Here is a 16,874-nt window from a genome sequence, read left to right as displayed (position 1 = left end):
CCGGGCATGGCACGCAATGCGGGCGGTGGCTGACCCTGTTCCTGTGGCGTCAATCGCCGCAGCCGCCGCCGTCGCTGCCACCGCCGTCGCTGCCACAGTCCGCAGAGGGGGCATTGCCCTCGTGGGCGCCGTCGCTGGCCCAGATCGCGCCGTCCTGGCTGCGTGCCTGCAGTCCGAGCGGGCCCTCGGCGGCTGCCACCAGCAGGCAGACGACGGCGCCGATCAGCGGCAGCAGCCAGATCACCAGCACCTGCGCGGCCCGGTTGCCCGACGACAATTCCTGCCGACGCAGAATGACCCAGCTCGCCAGCAGATTCAGGCCCAGCACCAGCAGGACCAGCAGAAGGGTCACGATCAGCACCAGGCGTCTCCCGGCATGGATATCGACGCCATTATGGCCCGCCGCCCCGCCAATGGCCCTGCCTGTCATGAAGATGGGACAATGTAGCGCGCGCCGGCCTGCCTCTTGGCCGCCGGGCCCCCCGCACCACACGGAAGAAGAAGAACAACAACATGCTGAAAGTCATTTTCGATACCGACCCGGGCGTCGACGACGCCCTGGCCCTGCTGTACCTGCACAAGCATCCGCAGATCGACCTGATCGGCGTTACCACCACCTTCGGCAACGCCTCGGTGGAGTCCACCACCCACAACGCGCTGTACCTGAAGCAGGCCTGGGCGCTGACTGCGCCGGTCGCGCGTGGCGCGGCGGGCCCCCTGCAGCCCGATGCCACGCCGGAAGCCTGGCCGGTGCACATCCACGGCCACAATGGCCTGGGCAATCACCCGGTGCCTGCACAGCTGGACGTGACCGCCGACGCCCGTCCTGCGCACCAGCTGATCATCGATCTGGTGCGGGCCCATCCAGGCGAGGTCACGCTGGTCGCGGTCGGCCGCATGACCAACCTGGCCCTGGCCCTGCAGCAGGCGCCGGACATCGCCGGCCTGGTGCGTGGCGTGGTCATCATGGGGGGCGCCTTCCACGTCAACGGCAACATCACCCCGGCCGCCGAGGCCAATATCTGGGGCGATGCGGAAGCCGCCGACGTGGTGTTCACCGCACAGTGGCCGGTCACCGCGATCGGCCTGGACGTGACCACCCGCGTCGAGATGGACCGTGACGGCCTGGACAAACTGGCTGCGGTCGGGGGTGCCGATGCTGAACTGGTGCGTGCGCTGTCGCAGGATTACGTGGACTTCTACCTGCAGGCCGGCCACAAGGGCATGGTCGTGCACGATTGCTGCGCCTGCATCGCGCTCACCCGCCCGGAGCTGTTCCGCTTCGAGCGCGCAAGCGTGCGCGTGGCCACCGACGGCGTCGCCCGTGGCATGACCATTCCCAAGCCTGAAGGCCTGGCATTCGGCCCCAGCGTATGGGACGGCCACGTGGTGCAGTCGATTGCCATTGGCGTGGATGCCGCCGCCGTGCTGGCCGACATCGAGCAGACGCTGAAGGTGTGACCGGCTAGGATCCGCCCTGCTTGCCAGGGCGGGTCTTCCGCGTCGATGCCGTTTCCGGCAGCGTCCACAGCACCGGCAACACCAGCAATGCGACCAGCGCGATCATCGCGCCCGGTGCCGCCGCCCAGCCGCTGCGCTCCACCCACCACTGCGCCAGCCACGGTGTCGCCCCGCCGAAGACCGCCGTGGCCATGGTCACGCCCAGTGCCAGCCCGCTTACCCGGCCCTCGCCCGGAAACTGCTCGGCCGTGGCCGGTGCCGCGACCGCGCTCACGCCACCGGCCACGCAGGCCAGCAGCACCGCCGCCACGGCGATACCCGACGGCGTGGTATGCGCCATCCAGCCGAACAACGACAGCGGGAGCAACGCCGCCAGTACCGTCAGGCCCAACAGCAGCGGGCGCCGGCCGAAGCGATCGGACAACGCACCGCACAAGGGAGTGATGGCGATCACGGCCACCGCCGCGATCGTCGACAGCCACAGGGCATCGCCCTCGTCGTGCCCCTGTGCGTGCAGGAACGCGGGCACATAGGTGATGCCGACGTAGTAGGTGATCGAGCCCAGCGCGGAAATGGCGAAGGTGCGCGCTACCGCCTGCGGATGGTGGCGCAGCACGTGGCGCAGCGGCGTGGCAGGAATGCTGCCCTCGCGACGCTGCCGCTCGAACTCCGGCGATTCATGCATGCCCGAACGCGCGATCAGGATGACCAGCGCCAGTGCAGCACCGACGAAGAACGGAATGCGCCATCCCCAGCTGTCCAGTTGTACCTGCGGCAGCAGCGCGACCGTCAGTGCGGAGATCGCCACCGCCAGCAGCGCGCCCACTTCGCTGGCCGCCGAGGCCAACGAGGTCACCAGTCCACGCCGGCGTGCCGGAGCGCTTTCCAGCAGATAGGCGACTACGCCCGTGTATTCACCGCCCACCGAGAATGCCATCACGCACCGCAGCACCAGCAGCAGCACACCCGCCGTCGTGCCCGCCGTCGCGGCGGTAGGCAGCAGCGCGGTGGCCAGCATGGCTGCAGCCATCAGCGCCATCGAGGCCAGCAGCATCCAGCGCCGCCCCAAGCGGTCGCCGAGGTGACCGAAGCACAGCGCGCCGAGTGGGCGCATCAGGTAGGACACGGCAAATCCCGCAAGGGTGACCAGCATCGCCTGTTCGCCGCCGCCGAAAAACACCCGCGACAGCACCGTGGCGAAATAGAGGTACAGGGTGAAGTCGTACCACTCCACCACGGTGGACAGGCCGGCGACCCACATCGAGCGCTGCTGTGTCGCACTCATCGCCTGTTCGCCTTCGCCACCATCGTTTCCCTGTCTGCGGTCCGTGCGCAGGGTGCCACCACGCGGGTGACGGCACAGTGGACCCGCTGCACGACGGGCGCGGACCGCAGACGGCTCAGGGTGCGCGGCGCAGGGTGATCAGGGTGATCTCCGAGGGCACGCCGATGCGTGCCGGGAAGCCGGCCCACAGTCCCGCACCGTTGCTCACATACAGCGTCATGTCATCGACGCGGTACCGTCCGGAGACGAAACCGCCGTTGGCACGCTTCACCAGCTGGTCCATGCCGAGGATCTGGCCGCCATGGGTATGGCCGGACAGCTGCAGCTTGACCCCGCGTGCGGCCGCGTCCTTCGCATTGCGTGGGCGGTGGTCGAGCAGGATTACCGGGGCGGCCGGATCCGCACCCGCCAGCGCCGCCTCCAGATCGGGCAGCGGCAGGCCATAGCGCGCAGCCACCGGATCGGTAACACCGGCGATCGTCATCGCTGCATCCCCCCGCCGCACCTGCACGTGGCTGTTCTCCAGCACCTGCATGTGCAGCGCACGGAACGCCTGCATCCATTCGCTGTACTGGGCGTAGTACTCGTGATTGCCGGTGATGGCGATCACCCCGTCCGGCGCCCTCAGTTCACCCAGGGGCCGGAAGTCATTGCGCCGTGCCTGCACGGTGCCATCGATCAGGTCGCCGGTGATGACGACCAGGTCGGGCGTCAGGGCATTGCTTTCGGCCACGACCTGACGCACCCAGTCGCCGGTCAGCAGGCGGCTGGCGTGGATGTCGGTAAGCTGCAGTACGCGGTAACCCTCGAACGCGGCAGGCAGGCCGGCAATGGCCACCTCGATCTGTCGGGTCTTGGGCACCGCCATGCCCTGGCTCACGCCCCAGGCACTGACCAGCAGAGCCAGCAGGCCTGCGCCCGGGCGCAGCCACGGCGCGCGCAGCGCTGCGGTCACACGGGGCCTGCGCAGAACCCACGCGCCAAGCAGGCCCACGTCCATTACCAGCATCACCAGTGCCAGCAGCAGTACCGCAGTGGAGCCGGTGGCGAGCACGGCGATGGCCAGCTTGGGGATTTCCGGCGAGGCCATCGTGCCCCAGAACGTGGCCACGATCCGCAGCTGGACGGCGATGGCGACCAGCAGCAGGGACAGCAGTACTTTCAACCACACGGGCAGGCGCAGCGGCCAGAACAGGCGAAGGGCCACATACACGCCCATCAGCAAACCAATCGTACTCAGCACTGCGACGTTCCTGGACGAAGACAAGAGCCCGCCATGGTGACGGCTGCGGACAGCGTTGTGTAGAGCCGGGCCATGCCCGGCTGCTCAGTTCGCAGTCGAGCACGCTGGACGCTACGGAAGCCCGAGGCGCTCCACCCGCAGGCGGACAATGCGCCGCTTCTCCATGGCCAGTACGGTGATGCGGGCATCCGCTACTTCGACCGCATCGCCCACATCCGGCAGGCGGCCAAGCTGATCCAGCACCAGGCCGGAGATGGTCATGTAGTCGGCACTGCGGGGCAGCGACACGCCGGCCAGCCGTTGCAGGTCATCCAGCGTCAACGCGCCGTCGGCCTCCCATTGGCCCTCGTCCAGCGCCACTACGCCGTAACGCTCGTCCTGGGTATCGACCAGATCGCCCGCGATCGCCGCCAGCAGGTCATTGGCGGTCACCAGGCCTTCCACACTGCCGTACTCGTCCACCGCTACCGCCAGCGGTACCGGGTGCAGGCGGATCAGTTCAAGCGCCTGCAACGCGCTGGCGCTGGACAGCACGTACTGCGGCTGGCGCAGGTTGGCTTCCAGCTGCAGCGGCCTGCCCTGCAGCAGGTCGGCCAGCAGGTCGCGGCTCTGCACCACACCACGCAGGCTGTCCAGATCACCCTCGCCCACGAGCAGGCGCGTGTGCGGCGACGCCACCAGGCGCGCCACCACGTCGTCCTGGCCGCGCGCCAGATCGATCCACTGCACGTCGGCGCGCACGGTCATCACACTGGACACAGGCCGGTCAGCCAGGCCCAGCACGCTGCGGATCATCTCGTGCTCGGCCGGCTGCAGGCGTTCCTCCGGATCACCGTGGTCTTCTTCGCTGGCATCGTCGTGGCCATTGGCCGGACGGGCGCCCAGCAGGCGCAGCACGGCATCGGCAGTGCGCTGACGGAACGGCTGGCGACGCTCGTTGCGCTCGCGGTTGAAGCGCACCCACTGGTTGAAGGCTTCCACCAGGATCGAGAACGCGATCGCCGCGTACAGGTAGCCCTTTGGAATCTTGTAACCCAGCCCCTCGGCGACCAGGCTGAAGCCGATCATCAACAGGAAGCCCAAGCACAGCACCACCACCGTGGGATGCTTGTTGACGAAGCGGGTCAGCGGCTTGCTGGCCACCAGCATCAGTGCCATCGCGATGGTCACCGCGGCATACATCACGCCCAGGTTGTCGACCATGCCCACGGCAGTGATCACCGAGTCCAGCGAGAACACGGCGTCCAGCACTACGATCTGTGCCACCACCATGGCAAAACTGGCGTAGACCTTCTTGCCGTCTTCCTGGTGACTGCGGCCCTCCAGCCGCTCATGCAGCTCCATGGTGCCCTTGAACAGCAGGAACAGGCCACCGCCCAGCAGGATCAGGTCGCGTCCGGAGAAGCTGTGACCGAACAGCGTGACCAGCGGCTCGGTCAGCTTCATGATCCACGCCAGCGCGGCCAGCAGCACCAGCCGCATCAGCAGCGCCAGGGTCAGGCCGATCACCCGCGCACGGTCGCGCTGGTGCGGCGGCAGTTTGTCGGCAAGGATCGCGATGAACACCAGGTTGTCGATGCCGAGCACGATCTCCAGCACCACCAGGGTTGCAAGTCCCATCCATATCGAGGGGTCAGCCAACCATTCCATTTCGGGTCCGTTTCGTCAGTAGGTCAGGGGGAAAAACAAAAGCTTCAGTCGCCATCGTGCGCCTGCGTCGGGTCGTAGCCGAGCAGGTCGCCGGGTGTGCATTGCAACTCCCGGCAGATGGCATCCAGCGTGGAAAAGCGGATGGCGCGGGCCTTGCCGGTTTTCAGGATGGACAGATTGGCCAGCGTGATGTCGATGCGCCCCGCCAGCTCGGACAGGGTCATGCCACGCGCCTGCAGCATGCGGTCCAACGTGATCACTACGGCCATCAGGTCAGGTCCATCAGATCAGGCCATCCAGGTCGTCGCGCATCGCCGCGCCGACCGCGAACACGCGCGCCAGCACGAACAGCATCAGTACCGCGACCAGACCGGTGATGGACATGCCTCCGCCCACCTCCATCCAGGCGAAATCAGGCCCCATCCAGGCAGCGTAGAGGCCGATCACGATCGACAGCAGTTCCATCGCCAGCATCAACCAGGCCATGCGCTGCAGACGCCGGGCATTGGCATGGGTGAAGGGGCGTTCGCGGGCAGCGGACCTCAGCATCCGCGCGAGGTGTCGAAGGAACACCAGGCACAGCACCAGCAGGGCAACGATGGTGCCCAGGCCGATGCAGAAGTGCAGGAACAGATCGCCTCCGTGGGCGGCGGCAGTACGTGCATCATGCACGGCATCCAGCAGCCAGCGGCGGTCGTAGGCGACCAGCGGCACGGCCAGCAGTGCGGCCAGGATGCCCAGCCAGCACATGGCCCGCACGGCCTGCACGGCGGTCTGGGCCAGGGTGAACAAGCCTCGCGCGGGTCTGGCGCGGGCGGGACGAGCGGTCAAGCGGCCTCCGGTATTGGGGTGGCCCTGCCGCCCCGGGGTGGATTTATCGATAAACGATATACCACAGGAACCACGCGCCGTGGATGAACAGCGTGCTCCCGGCCCGCAGCAGTCCGCGACGGGCCCTTACCTCAACGCGCGTAGCGGAACACCAGATCGTCCGGATCGTTGCGCAGCGCGTCCGCATCCAGCACCCCGCCCAGCCGCCGGGCCACGGCCTGCGACGCGAGGTTGTCCGGCGCCATGTAGCTCACCAGCGTCGGCAGCCGCAGCGACGAAAACGCCCAGTCGCGCAGCGCCGCCGCGGCCTCGCTGGCGAAGCCCTGCCCTTCGTGGCCGTCGTACAACAGCCAGCCCAGTTCCTTTTCCGGAAACAACGGGCCGTGGTTGATGCCGACCTGTCCAATGCAGGCGCCGCTGTCGCGCCGTTCGATCATCAGCGCGCCGTGGCCGAACAAGGGCCAGCTGGCCAGGTCGTGACAGAACTGTCCCCAGGCCGCGACCTCACCAAATGGACCGCCCATGCCGCGCGCACGGGGCGATGCAAGAAAGCTCGCATAGGTGTTGAAATCCTCCAGCCGTTGCGGGCGCAGGCGCAACCGTGCGGTATGCAGCGTGGGAATCTCCAGCATCGCCACGGCCGATCTCACTGCACAGCCACACGACCATCACCGCGGCGCCGCAGCGACGGAGGGCGTGGCGCATCGGCGTCGGTGCGCGCCAGCACGGACGCCGGCTGCGCGCTGGCCAAGGCGGGATTGACGGACATGGCGGGCTCCTGCAGTGTCAGGCTGCAAGTCTAGGCCGCGCCCTGTGCGATGCAGATGAAGTGCGGCGCAAGGGGGCATGCTGCCCCTCCTGTACCGCCATGACCGGCATCGCCAGCGCCGTGGCACTCAGCGTGCACCGGCAATCCGTACCCGGTCGCGTCCCTGTGCCTTGGCCCGATACATGGCGGCATCGGCAGCACGCAGCAGGGAACGCCAGCCCAGTGCATCGGTGCTGCCCTCGGCCACACCGAAACTGGCAGTGACACGCAACACGCTGCCATTGCCCAGCACGATATCCGACTGCTGCAGTGCGACGCGCAGCGATTCGGCCAACCGGCCACCCGCGCCGAGATCCCCATCCGCCAGCAGCACAAGGAACTCCTCGCCACCGTAGCGGGCGATGCTGTCGGTGTGCCGCAGGTACCTGCGCAGCAGCTGCGCAACCTGCACCAGTACCTCGTCCCCTGCGACGTGGCCATGGCCGTCGTTGATCGCCTTGAAATGATCGACGTCGAGCAGGATCACCACCGCCATGCCGTTGCCTGCGGCGTGCCGCTGCTGCACGTGTTCGTCCAGCGCGCGCCGATTGAGCAACCCGGTCAGCGCATCGGTGCCGGCCAGCTGGCGCAGTTCGCTGGTCAGTGCGGAACGTTCACGTGAGGTCTCGCGCAGCACTTCAATCGCGTCGAACAGCCGCTGCATCTCTGCCAATGGATGAGTGACGTGCTGCGCGGGGCCCGGCGCGTCGGACGCGATCTGCACCACCTGTTCCTGTGCCTGCAGCAGCGGCCGGAGGATCTGCCGGTGGGCGATGCGCAGGGCCACGCCCAGCACCGCCAGCGTGCCCAATGCGGTGGCCCACAACACGGCCAGCCGCGTGGCCTCGCGATTCCGCGCCTGTTCGAAGCGCTCGATGGACACGCTCAGGTAGCCGTCGCGCAGCGCCTCCAGCGACTGCAGCGTCGGAACGTAGCGCGCCGTGAACTCCGCGGTGTTCCACGGCGGAGGCCGTCCACGGCGACCTTCCTCGATCAACTGTTCGATCATCGGCAGCGACTCGGCGAAGAACTGCCGGCGTGCCATGTCCCAGTGCCAGGACAGCCCAGGATCACTGCGGAACACCGACTCGTGACTGGCTGCCAGCCGCCACAGCTCGAGCAGGCGGCCCTCGGTCTGCTGCGCCGCGCGTACCTGCCGGACGCGCCAGGCCCCGGGAACCGCCACCGGCGCCATCACATTCGACGCCAGTCGGCCGCCATGCTCGCGCAGGTCCATCAGGATCTGGCCCTGGATCGCCGGAATCGCCGCTTCGCGGCCGGTGGCCACCAGCACGTTGATCTGCGCCGAACCCAGGCGATGCAGGCGATCGGTCACCATGAACATGCTGTTGATCGCATGCTCCACGTCGTCGACCGTCCGCGCGGCTGCGGGCTTTGCCACGACCCGGTCCACCGCCGCGCGCGCCTGGCGGAGCTGATGCTGGGCCTCGAACAGGGTGCGGCGCTCGTCAGGCAGGGAGGGCCCGGCCAGGATCACGGCATCCATCTGCGTCATCGCCATGTCGACCCGCCTTCGCGCCTGTGCCAGCCCTCCCGCCAGCCGCGCGCGTTCGTCGGTGTCGGCGCAATCGCTGCCGAGCAGGCTGTTGGCAGGCCCGCGCTCGGCCGAGGCCAGATTGGCCAGATCAAAGGTCTGTCGCAACCGGTGCAGGCTGACGAGGTTGTCCTCCGCTGCGGTGTAGCGCAGCGTGCCCTGGACCAGGGCGATGACCATCAAGGGCAGCGTGCAGACCACGAACAGCCCGGCCAGGATCCAGACCCAAGTCCGTAACCCGATCGGCGACACCTTGCGGGCCATTCACCATTCCCCTGAAGTGCCGGTCACTGTAGCTGCCGGCTGGCGGCACCCACAAGCGCCCACCGTGGCCCTGCAGTGGCGCCCGCTGGCACCGGCAACTGTCAGATCCAGCGCTGGTCCACCAGTTCCCGTTTCACATAGGCATAGAACACCGGCGCAGCGACCAGCCCCGGCAGGCCGAAGGCGGCTTCCATCACCAGCATCGACAGCAGCAGTTCCCACGCACGGGCCTGGATCTCGCCACCGACGATGCGGGCATTGAGGAAGTACTCGAGTTTGTGGATCACCACCAGGTACAGCAGCGCCACCACCGCAACGTAGAACGATACCGACAGGGCAACGATGGTGATGACGGTATTGGAGATGATGTTGCCCACCACGGGCAGCAGGCCGGCGATGAACGTGATCAGTACCAGCGTCTTCGACAGGGGCAGGTGCACGCCGAACAGCGGCAGCACCCCCAGCAGGAAAATCGCGGTGAACACGGTATTGAGCAGGGAGATCTTCACCTGCGCGAACACCACCTGGCGGAATGCGGTCGCCAGGCGGCCAGTACGGCCGATCAGTTCCTGCGCCAGCGGCCCCATCGTCGGCAGCGGAAGCTCGTCGTACAGCGCGATCATCGCCCCCAGCACCATGCCGATCAGCACGCGCACGCCGATCTGCACCGCCGATGTGCCGGCGACGCCCAGCTGCCGCTGATGCTCTGCCGCCCACTCGTTCAATGCCGCACGCAGTGCCGGCATGTCCTCGGGAATATAGGGCTGCAGCAGTGCCGGCACCTGGTGGCGCGAGGTGTTGAGGATGTCCATCAGGCGCGCCAGCAGCGCATCCGGCCCGCCGGTTTCGGTGCGGAAGAAGGACGCCACGCCGATGCCGGCCAGCACGAGCACGCCGATGATGACGGCCGAAAGCACGATCACCGCGATCGCACGCGCGCGCCCGGGCGGCAGGCGCCCCTCCACTGTCGACGCCAGCAGGTGGGTCAACTGGAACACCAGCAGGCCCGACAGCAGCGTCACCACCAGGCCCAGCTTCAGTACCAGCCACATCCCCAGCAGCATCAATGACCAGGCCGCGATCCTTGCAACGGGAGGCCGGGGCTGGGCAACGAGGGCGTCTTGCATGGCATGAGTCCGGGCGGGGTGGCCCATGGTAGTGGAACGCTCCGGACACCGAAATGAATGGAGTTGGGGCCAGCGCTTGCGATCACAGGCAATGAAACGTCCCCGGCAGGCGCAGGCCTGCCGGGGTTCCTGCCTGCTGCCTTCACCTGTGCCCGGGCGACGCTGTCGAGCCACGCAGCATCAGACTGAAGTCCAGCGTCTGCTGAAGCGGGACATCGACACCTTCGATGATGGCGAGCAGCAGTTTGACTGCGCGGTCGCCGATCTCCCGCATGGGCTGCCGGATGGTCGTCAACGGCGGCGTGAGGTAACGCGACGACGCCAGGTCGTCGAAACCGACGATGGACAGCTCCTCGGGCACGCGGACGCCCAGTTCCCGGCAGGCCGCCAGGGTTCCCAGTGCCATCTGGTCACTGAAGCAGAAGATCGCGGTCGGCGCCGACGCGGCGGCCAGCAGTGCCGTCGCCGCCGCATGGCCGGATTCGACGGAGAAGTCACCCGGCACAACACTCAACTGGCGCAGTCGGCCGCGCGCCCTGCCCGCCGCCCGTGCCCCTTCCAGCCGCTGCTGGTGCAGGGGGTTGTCGGGGGGCCCGCCCACCACGGCGATCCGCTCATGTCCCAGTCCGTACAGGTGCTCCATCACCGCACGCGCGGCGGCAGCGTTGTCGATGTGGACACTGGGGAGGCCCAGCGCGGGGTCGAATTCACAGCCGTTGACCACCGGCGCGGCGGCGCCCTGCTGCTCGACGATCGCGCGCGCGGTAGGCGGCAGGCGATGGCCCAGTACGATCAGGCCATCGGCCTCGTTGCGACGGAGCATCTGCGCATAGCGCTCCTCGCGGTCGGGTCGATGCTGGGTGTCACCCAGCAGGACCGCGTAGCCGACGGCCTGGGCCGCGTCTTCGGCACCCTGCAGGATCTGTGCGAAGAACGGGTTGGCAATGTCCGGCACGGTCACCAGGATCTTGCCGCTGCGCTGCGTCTTCAGCGTGCGGGCGACCGTATTGGGCACATAGCCCAGCGCGGCGGCGGCCTGTTCGATGCGCGTGCGCGTCGCCGGCAGCACCTTGTCCGGCCGGGACAGCGCCCGCGACACCGTACCGGCGGAGACGCCGACGTGCTTGGCGATGTCGTAGATGGTGGCCATGGCGTCAGTTCTTGTTTCCGCTGTGCAGTGCACAACAGGGTTTGCGGGAGACCCTGCTAGGGTAATGCAATCGATTGCATCGCGGGCGAACCACGTTGAAGACGCTCAAGGGTCCGGCGCTGTTCCTGGCGCAGTTCATCAGCGAAACACCTCCTTTTGATCGGCTGGACACGCTGGCCGGCTGGGCCGCGGGCCTGGGCTATTGTGGCGTACAAGTGCCGACGAACGCGCCGCATCTGTTCGATCTGGCCGAGGCCGCGCGCAGCCAGGCGTACTGCGACGACATCAGCGGCATGCTGGCCGACCATGGCCTGCAGATCACCGAGCTGTCTACCCATCTGCAGGGACAGCTGGTCGCCGTCCACCCCGCCTACGACAGCCTGTTCGACGGCTTCGCGCCGGTGGACAAGCGCGGCAATCCCGCCGCGCGCCAAGCCTGGGCGGTGGAACAGTTGAAGCTGGCCGCCCGCGCCAGCCAACGCCTGGGATTGACCGCGCATGCCACGTTCTCCGGCGCGCTGGCCTGGCCCTACTTCTATCCCTGGCCGCAACGCCCACCGGGACTGGTGGAAGAAGCCTTCGCCGAACTCGGCCGGCGCTGGCGCCCCATCCTGGAGGCGTTCGACGCCAGCGGCGTGGACCTGTGCTTCGAGATCCACCCGGGTGAGGATCTGCACGACGGTGCCACCTTCGAGCGCTTCCTCGATGTGGTGGACCACCACCCACGCGCGAAGATCCTGTACGACCCCAGCCACCTGCTGCTGCAGCAGATCGACTACCTGGGCTTCATCGACCGGTATCACGATCGGATCGGCATCTTCCACGTCAAGGACGCGGAATTCCGGCCCAGCGCGCGCAGCGGCGTCTATGGCGGTTACCAGGACTGGATCGACCGGCCGGGGCGCTTCCGCTCGCTCGGCGACGGCCAGATCGACTTCAAGGCGATCTTCTCCCGGTTCGCGCAGTACGATTTCCCGGGCTGGGCAGTCGTGGAGTGGGAGTGCTGCCTGAAGCACCCGGAGGACGGCGCACGCGAGGGAGCCGCCTTCGTCCGTGACCACATCATCCGCGTGACCGAACATGCCTTCGACGACTTCGCCGGCAGCGGCACGCCGCCGGAATCACTGCGCCGCATGCTGGGACTCTGAGCCACTACCGCCCCGGGAGGGCAAGCCATGACGCACGCCATGTCGCGCTTGGGCGCGATGATGTTCCTGCAGTTCTTCATCTGGGGCGCGTGGTTCGTGACCCTGGGGACGTATCTGGTGCAGGGCCCGCTGCAGGCCAGCGCCAGCCAGGTGGCCACCGCCTTCCTCAGCCAGTCCATCGGTGCCATCGTCGCCCCGTTCCTGGTCGGCCTGATAGCCGATCGCTACTTTGCGGCGCAGCGCATTCTCGGGGTGCTGCACCTGGCCGGTGCGGTGCTGATGTGGTTCGCATCCACGGCGACGGACTTCAACACGTTCTTCGCTTGTGTCATGGGTTACATGCTGCTTTTCATGCCGACGCTGGCCCTGGCCAACAGCGTGGCGATGCGCCATATGCAGTCGCCTGAGAAGCAGTTCCCGCTGGTGCGCGTGGCCGGCAGTGTCGGCTGGATCGTGGCCGGCGTGCTGATCGGCTGGCTGGGCTGGGAGCAGGCGCATCGGCTCGAACTGACCTTCCGCATGGCGGCGATGGCGTCGCTGGCCCTGGGTCTGTATGCCTTCACCCTGCCGCACACACCGCCGCTGGCCAGGCAGCGCGATGCGGGACTGGGGCAGATCCTGGGCCTGGACTCGCTGCGGCTGCTGAAGTCGCGCTCCTACCTGGTGTTCTTCCTCGCCTCCATCGCCATCTGCATTCCGTTGGCGTTCTACTACAACTTCACCAATCCGTATCTCAACGACCTCGGCGTGCGTGGCGCGGCCGGCCTGCAGTCGCTGGGCCAGGTCTCGGAAGTGCTGCTGATGCTGGCCATGCCGTTCCTGTTCCTCCGCCTGGGGGTCAAGACGATGCTGGCGGTGGGCATGGCCGCGTGGGTGGTGCGCTATGTCATGTTCGCCTTCGGCGACGCGGGCGGTGCGTTCTCCCTGCTGGTGATCGGCATCGTGCTGCACGGCATCTGCTACGACTTCTTCTTCGTCACCGGCCAGATCTATACCGACGCACACGCCGGCCCCGACGCGCGCAGCAGCGCGCAGGGCTTCATCACCCTGGCGACGTACGGCGTAGGCATGCTGATCGGCACGTTCCTGTCCGGTGCGGTGGTGGAGCACTTCACCACGGCGGCGGGTCCGGACTGGCAGCAGATCTGGCTGTTCCCGGCCGGCGTCGCACTGGTGGTGCTGATCGCCTTCCTGCTGCTGTTCCGCGACCGCCCCGCTGTCGCGGCCGCTCCCACCGCACCCTGAGGATCCCATCGGATGTCCAAGCTTGGAATCGCCATCGTCGGCACAGGCATGATCGGTGCGGTGCATCGCCGCGCGGCACTGCTGGCCGGGGCCGAGGTCCGCGGCGTGGCGGCCTCTTCCCCGCAGCGCGCACAGGAGGTGGCGCAGGCGTGGAACGCCGCGCATGCCTACCGCGATATCGAGGAGGTGGTCAGCGATCCGCAGGTGCAGGTCGTGCATGTGTGCACGCCCAACCATCTGCACCGCGCCATGGCGCAGGCCGCGCTGGAAGCCGGCAAGCACGTGATCTGCGAGAAGCCACTGGCCACCACCCTGGACGACGCCCAGGCATTGGCCGCGTTGGCCGCCAGGACCGGTCTGGTCGCTACGGTCCCCTTCGTCTACCGCTATCACCCGGTGGTCCGCGAGGCACGCGCACGCATCGCGCAGGGCGAGCTGGGGCCACTGCACCTGATCCACGGCAGCTACCTGCAGGACTGGCTGCTGGATCCGGCCAGCAACAACTGGCGTGTCGACCCCTCGCTGGGCGGCACCTCGCGCGTGTTCGCCGATATCGGCTCGCACTGGTGCGACCTTGTGGAATGGGTCAGCGGCGAACGCTTCGCCGAGGTCAGTGCCGCGTTCGCCACCGTCATCGCCGAGCGCGGCGCGGTCACCGGGCAGAGCTTCACCACGCCGGCCGCCGGCGGCACGACGCAGGCTGTTTCCAGCGAGGATGTGGCCACGGCGATGTTGCGCACGAGTGCGGGTACGCTCGCCTCGTTGACGGTCAGCCAGGTTTCGGCCGGACGCCACAACCGGCTGTGGTTCGAGATTGACGGCGCCAGGGCCAGCGTGGCCTTCAACCAGGAAGATGCCGAGCGGCTGTGGATCGGCCGGCCCGACCAGCGCGAGGATAGCTTCGTGCGCGGGCCCGGTGCCGGCAGCGCCGAACAACGCAGATTGTCGGTCTTGCCGGCCGGACACGCGCAGGGCTATGGCAACTGCTTCGAAGCGTTTGTCGCCGACACCTACCGTGCCATTGCAGGCAAGCAGCCGGAGGGCCTTCCCACCTTCGATGACGGCCTGCGCTCGGCGCGGATCGTCACACGTGTCATCGCATCCGCCAGGTCACGTGCCTGGACGGCCATCGATTGAATTCCCGGAGGACTGCCTGATGAACATCCGTATCCGCAGGACCGCAAGCCTTGCACTGCTGCTGCTCGTTGCCCTGCCCGCCTTCGCGCGCGATGCCAGCGACCTGCACACGCCCATCGCGGTGCAGATGTACACGTTGCGCAATGCCGGCTCGCTCGACCAGCAGCTGAAGATCGTCCACGACGCCGGCGTGCGCGCCGTGGAAACAGTCGGTACGCAGAATGTCAGCGCTGCCGAACTCAAGCAGCTGCTCGACAAGTATTCGATCAAGGCGATTTCCTCGCACACGCAGCTGGCCGATCTGCGCAGTGACCTGGATGGCGTGGTCGCCTTCAACCGGGCCATCGGCAACACCACGCTGGTAGTGCCCTATCTGGCCGAGAAAGACCGCCCCACCGACGCTGCCGGCTGGACGGCGCTGGGCAAGGAACTGGGCCAGCTCTCGAAGCAGGCCCGTGCCAAGGGCATGCGCCTGGCCTATCACAACCACGACTCCGAGCTGGTCGACTTCAATGGCACGACCGGACTGGAACTACTGTTCGCCGCGGCCGGCCCCGATCTGCAGACCGAGCTGGACCTGGCCTGGGTCGCACGGGCCGGCCATGACCCGGTGGTGATGCTGGGCAGATTCAAAGGCCGCCTGTTCGCGGTGCACGCCAAGGACAATGCCCCGAAGGGCCAGGCTGAGGATGAAGGCGGCTTCGCCGCCGTGGGCCAGGGCGTCCTGGACTGGAAGGCGATCCTGCCCGCCGCCGCGACGGCCGGCGTGCAGTGGTACATCCTCGAGCACGACCAACCCCGCGATCCAGCCACCGTCATCCGCACCGGTGCGGACTATCTGCGTGAACACCTGACTGCCCGCGTGCCTGCCGGTGCACCGCGCTAGCCCGCGAAGGAGCCCAGCTTGAAAACGATTCTGAAAGTGACTGTCGCGCTGTGCGGCACCCTGCTGGCCGCTGCGGCGTGGTGCAAGGAAGACCCTGCTGCCGGAGCGCAGCTCTACGCAACGCACTGCGTGGCCTGCCACGGTGCGGAGCGCGCCGGCGTGCCACCGACGTTCCCTGCGCTCACCGACGTCAGCAAACGGCTTCAGCCTGCGCAGATCAAGGACAAGATCAAGCAGGGCGGCGGCTTGATGCCCCCCTTCCCGCAGCTGTCGCAGCAGGAGATCGACAACATCGCCAGCTACCTGGCGAAGTAGGCATGAGGGTGCGCTACAGCTCGCGCACCCAGATGTTGCGGTAGCTCACCCTGGCGTCGTGCTCCTGCAGGTACAGCGGCGCACAGGCATGTGGCGCGTAGGAAGGCGCGCCGATGTACTCGGTCTTGCCCGCCAGCACCGTGTCGTCCTGCACCAGCACACCGTTGTGCAGCACGGTGATGCGGGCCGGCGAGGTGAGCCCGCCGCCTGCCGAGAAGCGCGGGGCCTTCCAGATGATGTCGTAGGCCTGCCACTCGCCGGGCGCACGCGAGGCATTCACCAACGGAATGGCCTGCTTGTACATCGATCCGGCCTGGCCGTTGGCATAGGTCGGGTTGTTGTAACTGTCGAGCACCTGCAGTTCGTACACCTCCTGCAGGAAGATGCCACTGTTGCCGCGGTGCTGACCGTCGAATCCGGCGGTCGCGGTGGGCGTGCGCCACTCGACATGCAGCTGGACATCGCAGAAGCGCTGCCTGGTGCGGATGCCCTTGCTGCCGGGCACCACGGTCAGCGCGCCATCGGCAACGGTCCAGGGCACGGGTCCGCCCTGCTCCGACTCCCAGCGCGACAGATCCTTGCCATCGAACAGCACGATCGCATCGGAGGGCGCGCGGCCTGGCGGCGTCGCTACGACCGCGGGAACCGGCGTCCACACTTCGGTCTTCGCCGGATCGCGCGCAGGGTCGCCGCCGTCCTGCGCGAACACGGGTGCGGTGCCCAGCAGGCAGGCCACTGTCAGGAGAGGTCGGTTCATCGTGCTTCCGGA

At 67.6% G+C, this 16,874-nt stretch carries 18 protein-coding genes; 6 read left to right on the top strand and 12 right to left on the bottom strand.

Going from position 1 to position 16,874, the window contains the following annotated elements:
- Nucleotides 1–49: 49 nt before the first annotated feature.
- Nucleotides 50–361 carry a hypothetical protein gene (locus tag IMX13_RS11535; protein ID WP_193396403.1) on the bottom strand — a complete coding sequence of 104 codons (312 nt, stop codon included), beginning with the start codon at nt 359–361 and terminating at the stop codon, nt 50–52.
- Between the two features lie 152 nt (nt 362–513).
- On the opposite strand from IMX13_RS11535, the gene IMX13_RS11530 reads away from it, so the two are divergent.
- Nucleotides 514–1,461 (top strand): nucleoside hydrolase, encoded by a 948-nt coding sequence (locus tag IMX13_RS11530; protein ID WP_053516220.1) that lies wholly within the window; start codon nt 514–516, stop codon nt 1,459–1,461.
- A 4-nt stretch (nt 1,462–1,465) separates the two neighbouring features.
- Here the strand turns inward: IMX13_RS11530 and IMX13_RS11525 are convergent, their stop codons facing one another.
- The 10 genes from IMX13_RS11525 to IMX13_RS11485 form a co-directional block, all read right to left on the bottom strand.
- Nucleotides 1,466–2,746: an MFS transporter gene (locus IMX13_RS11525; RefSeq protein WP_193396402.1), complete on the bottom strand. Its 1,281-nt coding sequence runs from the start codon at nt 2,744–2,746 to the stop codon at nt 1,466–1,468.
- A gap of 115 nt (nt 2,747–2,861) precedes the next feature.
- Complete coding sequence (locus IMX13_RS11520) at nt 2,862–3,989, bottom strand: metallophosphoesterase (RefSeq protein ID WP_319637185.1); 1,128 nt, start codon at nt 3,987–3,989, stop codon at nt 2,862–2,864.
- A 111-nt stretch (nt 3,990–4,100) separates the two neighbouring features.
- Nucleotides 4,101–5,639 (bottom strand): TerC family protein, encoded by a 1,539-nt coding sequence (locus IMX13_RS11515; RefSeq protein WP_065174578.1) that lies wholly within the window; start codon nt 5,637–5,639, stop codon nt 4,101–4,103.
- Between the two features lie 44 nt (nt 5,640–5,683).
- Nucleotides 5,684–5,908, bottom strand: coding sequence for a helix-turn-helix transcriptional regulator (locus IMX13_RS11510; RefSeq protein ID WP_053516228.1), 225 nt, complete (start codon nt 5,906–5,908; stop codon nt 5,684–5,686).
- A 13-nt stretch (nt 5,909–5,921) separates the two neighbouring features.
- Nucleotides 5,922–6,389, bottom strand: a complete 468-nt coding sequence (locus tag IMX13_RS11505) for a DUF2975 domain-containing protein (protein ID WP_065174736.1) — start codon at nt 6,387–6,389, stop codon at nt 5,922–5,924.
- A 212-nt stretch (nt 6,390–6,601) separates the two neighbouring features.
- A complete protein-coding gene (locus tag IMX13_RS11500; RefSeq protein ID WP_193396401.1) occupies nt 6,602–7,102 on the bottom strand; it encodes a GNAT family N-acetyltransferase in 501 nt (166 codons plus the stop codon).
- A 14-nt stretch (nt 7,103–7,116) separates the two neighbouring features.
- Nucleotides 7,117–7,239 (bottom strand): hypothetical protein, encoded by a 123-nt coding sequence (locus IMX13_RS18995; RefSeq protein ID WP_264464677.1) that lies wholly within the window; start codon nt 7,237–7,239, stop codon nt 7,117–7,119.
- A 127-nt stretch (nt 7,240–7,366) separates the two neighbouring features.
- On the bottom strand, nt 7,367–9,097 hold the full coding sequence (locus IMX13_RS11495; RefSeq protein ID WP_193396400.1) for a GGDEF domain-containing protein: 1,731 nt from the start codon (nt 9,095–9,097) through the stop codon (nt 7,367–7,369).
- A 101-nt stretch (nt 9,098–9,198) separates the two neighbouring features.
- Entirely contained in the window at nt 9,199–10,224 is a 1,026-nt protein-coding gene (locus IMX13_RS11490; RefSeq protein WP_053516238.1) for an AI-2E family transporter, read from the bottom strand.
- Between the two features lie 142 nt (nt 10,225–10,366).
- Complete coding sequence (locus tag IMX13_RS11485; protein WP_111186026.1) at nt 10,367–11,374, bottom strand: LacI family DNA-binding transcriptional regulator; 1,008 nt, start codon at nt 11,372–11,374, stop codon at nt 10,367–10,369.
- Between the two features lie 95 nt (nt 11,375–11,469).
- Here IMX13_RS11485 and IMX13_RS11480 point away from each other — a divergent pair, with 95 nt between their 5' ends.
- Genes IMX13_RS11480 through IMX13_RS11460 form a run of 5 tightly spaced genes read left to right on the top strand, consistent with a single transcriptional unit; the run spans nt 11,470 to nt 16,105 of the window.
- Nucleotides 11,470–12,522: a sugar phosphate isomerase/epimerase family protein gene (locus tag IMX13_RS11480; protein WP_193396399.1), complete on the top strand. Its 1,053-nt coding sequence runs from the start codon at nt 11,470–11,472 to the stop codon at nt 12,520–12,522.
- 27 nt (nt 12,523–12,549) lie between these two features.
- On the top strand, nt 12,550–13,767 hold the full coding sequence (locus tag IMX13_RS11475; RefSeq protein ID WP_111186025.1) for a nucleoside permease: 1,218 nt from the start codon (nt 12,550–12,552) through the stop codon (nt 13,765–13,767).
- A gap of 12 nt (nt 13,768–13,779) precedes the next feature.
- The gene (locus IMX13_RS11470; RefSeq protein WP_193396398.1) at nt 13,780–14,904 is read left to right on the top strand and encodes a Gfo/Idh/MocA family oxidoreductase; all 1,125 of its coding nucleotides are present in this window, start codon (nt 13,780–13,782) and stop codon (nt 14,902–14,904) included.
- Nucleotides 14,905–14,923: 19 nt separating this feature from the next.
- Entirely contained in the window at nt 14,924–15,790 is an 867-nt protein-coding gene (locus IMX13_RS11465) for a sugar phosphate isomerase/epimerase (RefSeq protein ID WP_193396397.1), read from the top strand.
- Nucleotides 15,791–15,808: 18 nt separating this feature from the next.
- Nucleotides 15,809–16,105, top strand: a complete 297-nt coding sequence (locus IMX13_RS11460; protein WP_053516691.1) for a cytochrome c — start codon at nt 15,809–15,811, stop codon at nt 16,103–16,105.
- A gap of 13 nt (nt 16,106–16,118) precedes the next feature.
- Here IMX13_RS11460 and IMX13_RS11455 read toward each other — a convergent pair whose 3' ends face one another.
- A complete protein-coding gene (locus IMX13_RS11455; protein ID WP_065182393.1) occupies nt 16,119–16,862 on the bottom strand; it encodes a DUF1080 domain-containing protein in 744 nt (247 codons plus the stop codon).
- Nucleotides 16,863–16,874: the final 12 nt, after the last annotated feature.

The sequence above is a fragment of the Stenotrophomonas sp. B2 genome (assembly GCF_014947095.1).
GTDB lineage: Bacteria > Pseudomonadota > Gammaproteobacteria > Xanthomonadales > Xanthomonadaceae > Stenotrophomonas > Stenotrophomonas maltophilia_P.
The sequence above is the reverse complement of the archived record's forward strand: the minus strand, read 5'-3'. Positions and strand labels throughout refer to the sequence as shown.

Excerpts from the sequence above, each read along its gene's own strand:
- IMX13_RS11455 (WP_065182393.1), bottom strand. The coding sequence starts at position 16,862 with ATGAACCGACCTCTCCTGACAGTGGCCTGCCTGCTGGGCACCGCACCC.
- IMX13_RS11485 (WP_111186026.1), bottom strand. The coding sequence starts at position 11,374 with ATGGCCACCATCTACGACATCGCCAAGCACGTCGGCGTCTCCGCCGGT.
- IMX13_RS11500 (WP_193396401.1), bottom strand. The coding sequence starts at position 7,102 with ATGCTGGAGATTCCCACGCTGCATACCGCACGGTTGCGCCTGCGCCCG.
- IMX13_RS11495 (WP_193396400.1), bottom strand. The coding sequence starts at position 9,097 with ATGGCCCGCAAGGTGTCGCCGATCGGGTTACGGACTTGGGTCTGGATC.
- IMX13_RS11515 (WP_065174578.1), bottom strand. The coding sequence starts at position 5,639 with ATGGAATGGTTGGCTGACCCCTCGATATGGATGGGACTTGCAACCCTG.
- IMX13_RS11475 (WP_111186025.1), top strand. The coding sequence starts at position 12,550 with ATGACGCACGCCATGTCGCGCTTGGGCGCGATGATGTTCCTGCAGTTC.
- IMX13_RS11530 (WP_053516220.1), top strand. The coding sequence starts at position 514 with ATGCTGAAAGTCATTTTCGATACCGACCCGGGCGTCGACGACGCCCTG.
- IMX13_RS11465 (WP_193396397.1), top strand. The coding sequence starts at position 14,924 with ATGAACATCCGTATCCGCAGGACCGCAAGCCTTGCACTGCTGCTGCTC.
- IMX13_RS11490 (WP_053516238.1), bottom strand. The coding sequence starts at position 10,224 with ATGCAAGACGCCCTCGTTGCCCAGCCCCGGCCTCCCGTTGCAAGGATC.
- IMX13_RS11525 (WP_193396402.1), bottom strand. The coding sequence starts at position 2,746 with ATGAGTGCGACACAGCAGCGCTCGATGTGGGTCGCCGGCCTGTCCACC.
- IMX13_RS18995 (WP_264464677.1), bottom strand. The coding sequence starts at position 7,239 with ATGTCCGTCAATCCCGCCTTGGCCAGCGCGCAGCCGGCGTCCGTGCTG.
- IMX13_RS11510 (WP_053516228.1), bottom strand. The coding sequence starts at position 5,908 with ATGGCCGTAGTGATCACGTTGGACCGCATGCTGCAGGCGCGTGGCATG.
- IMX13_RS11505 (WP_065174736.1), bottom strand. The coding sequence starts at position 6,389 with ATGTGCTGGCTGGGCATCCTGGCCGCACTGCTGGCCGTGCCGCTGGTC.
- IMX13_RS11470 (WP_193396398.1), top strand. The coding sequence starts at position 13,780 with ATGTCCAAGCTTGGAATCGCCATCGTCGGCACAGGCATGATCGGTGCG.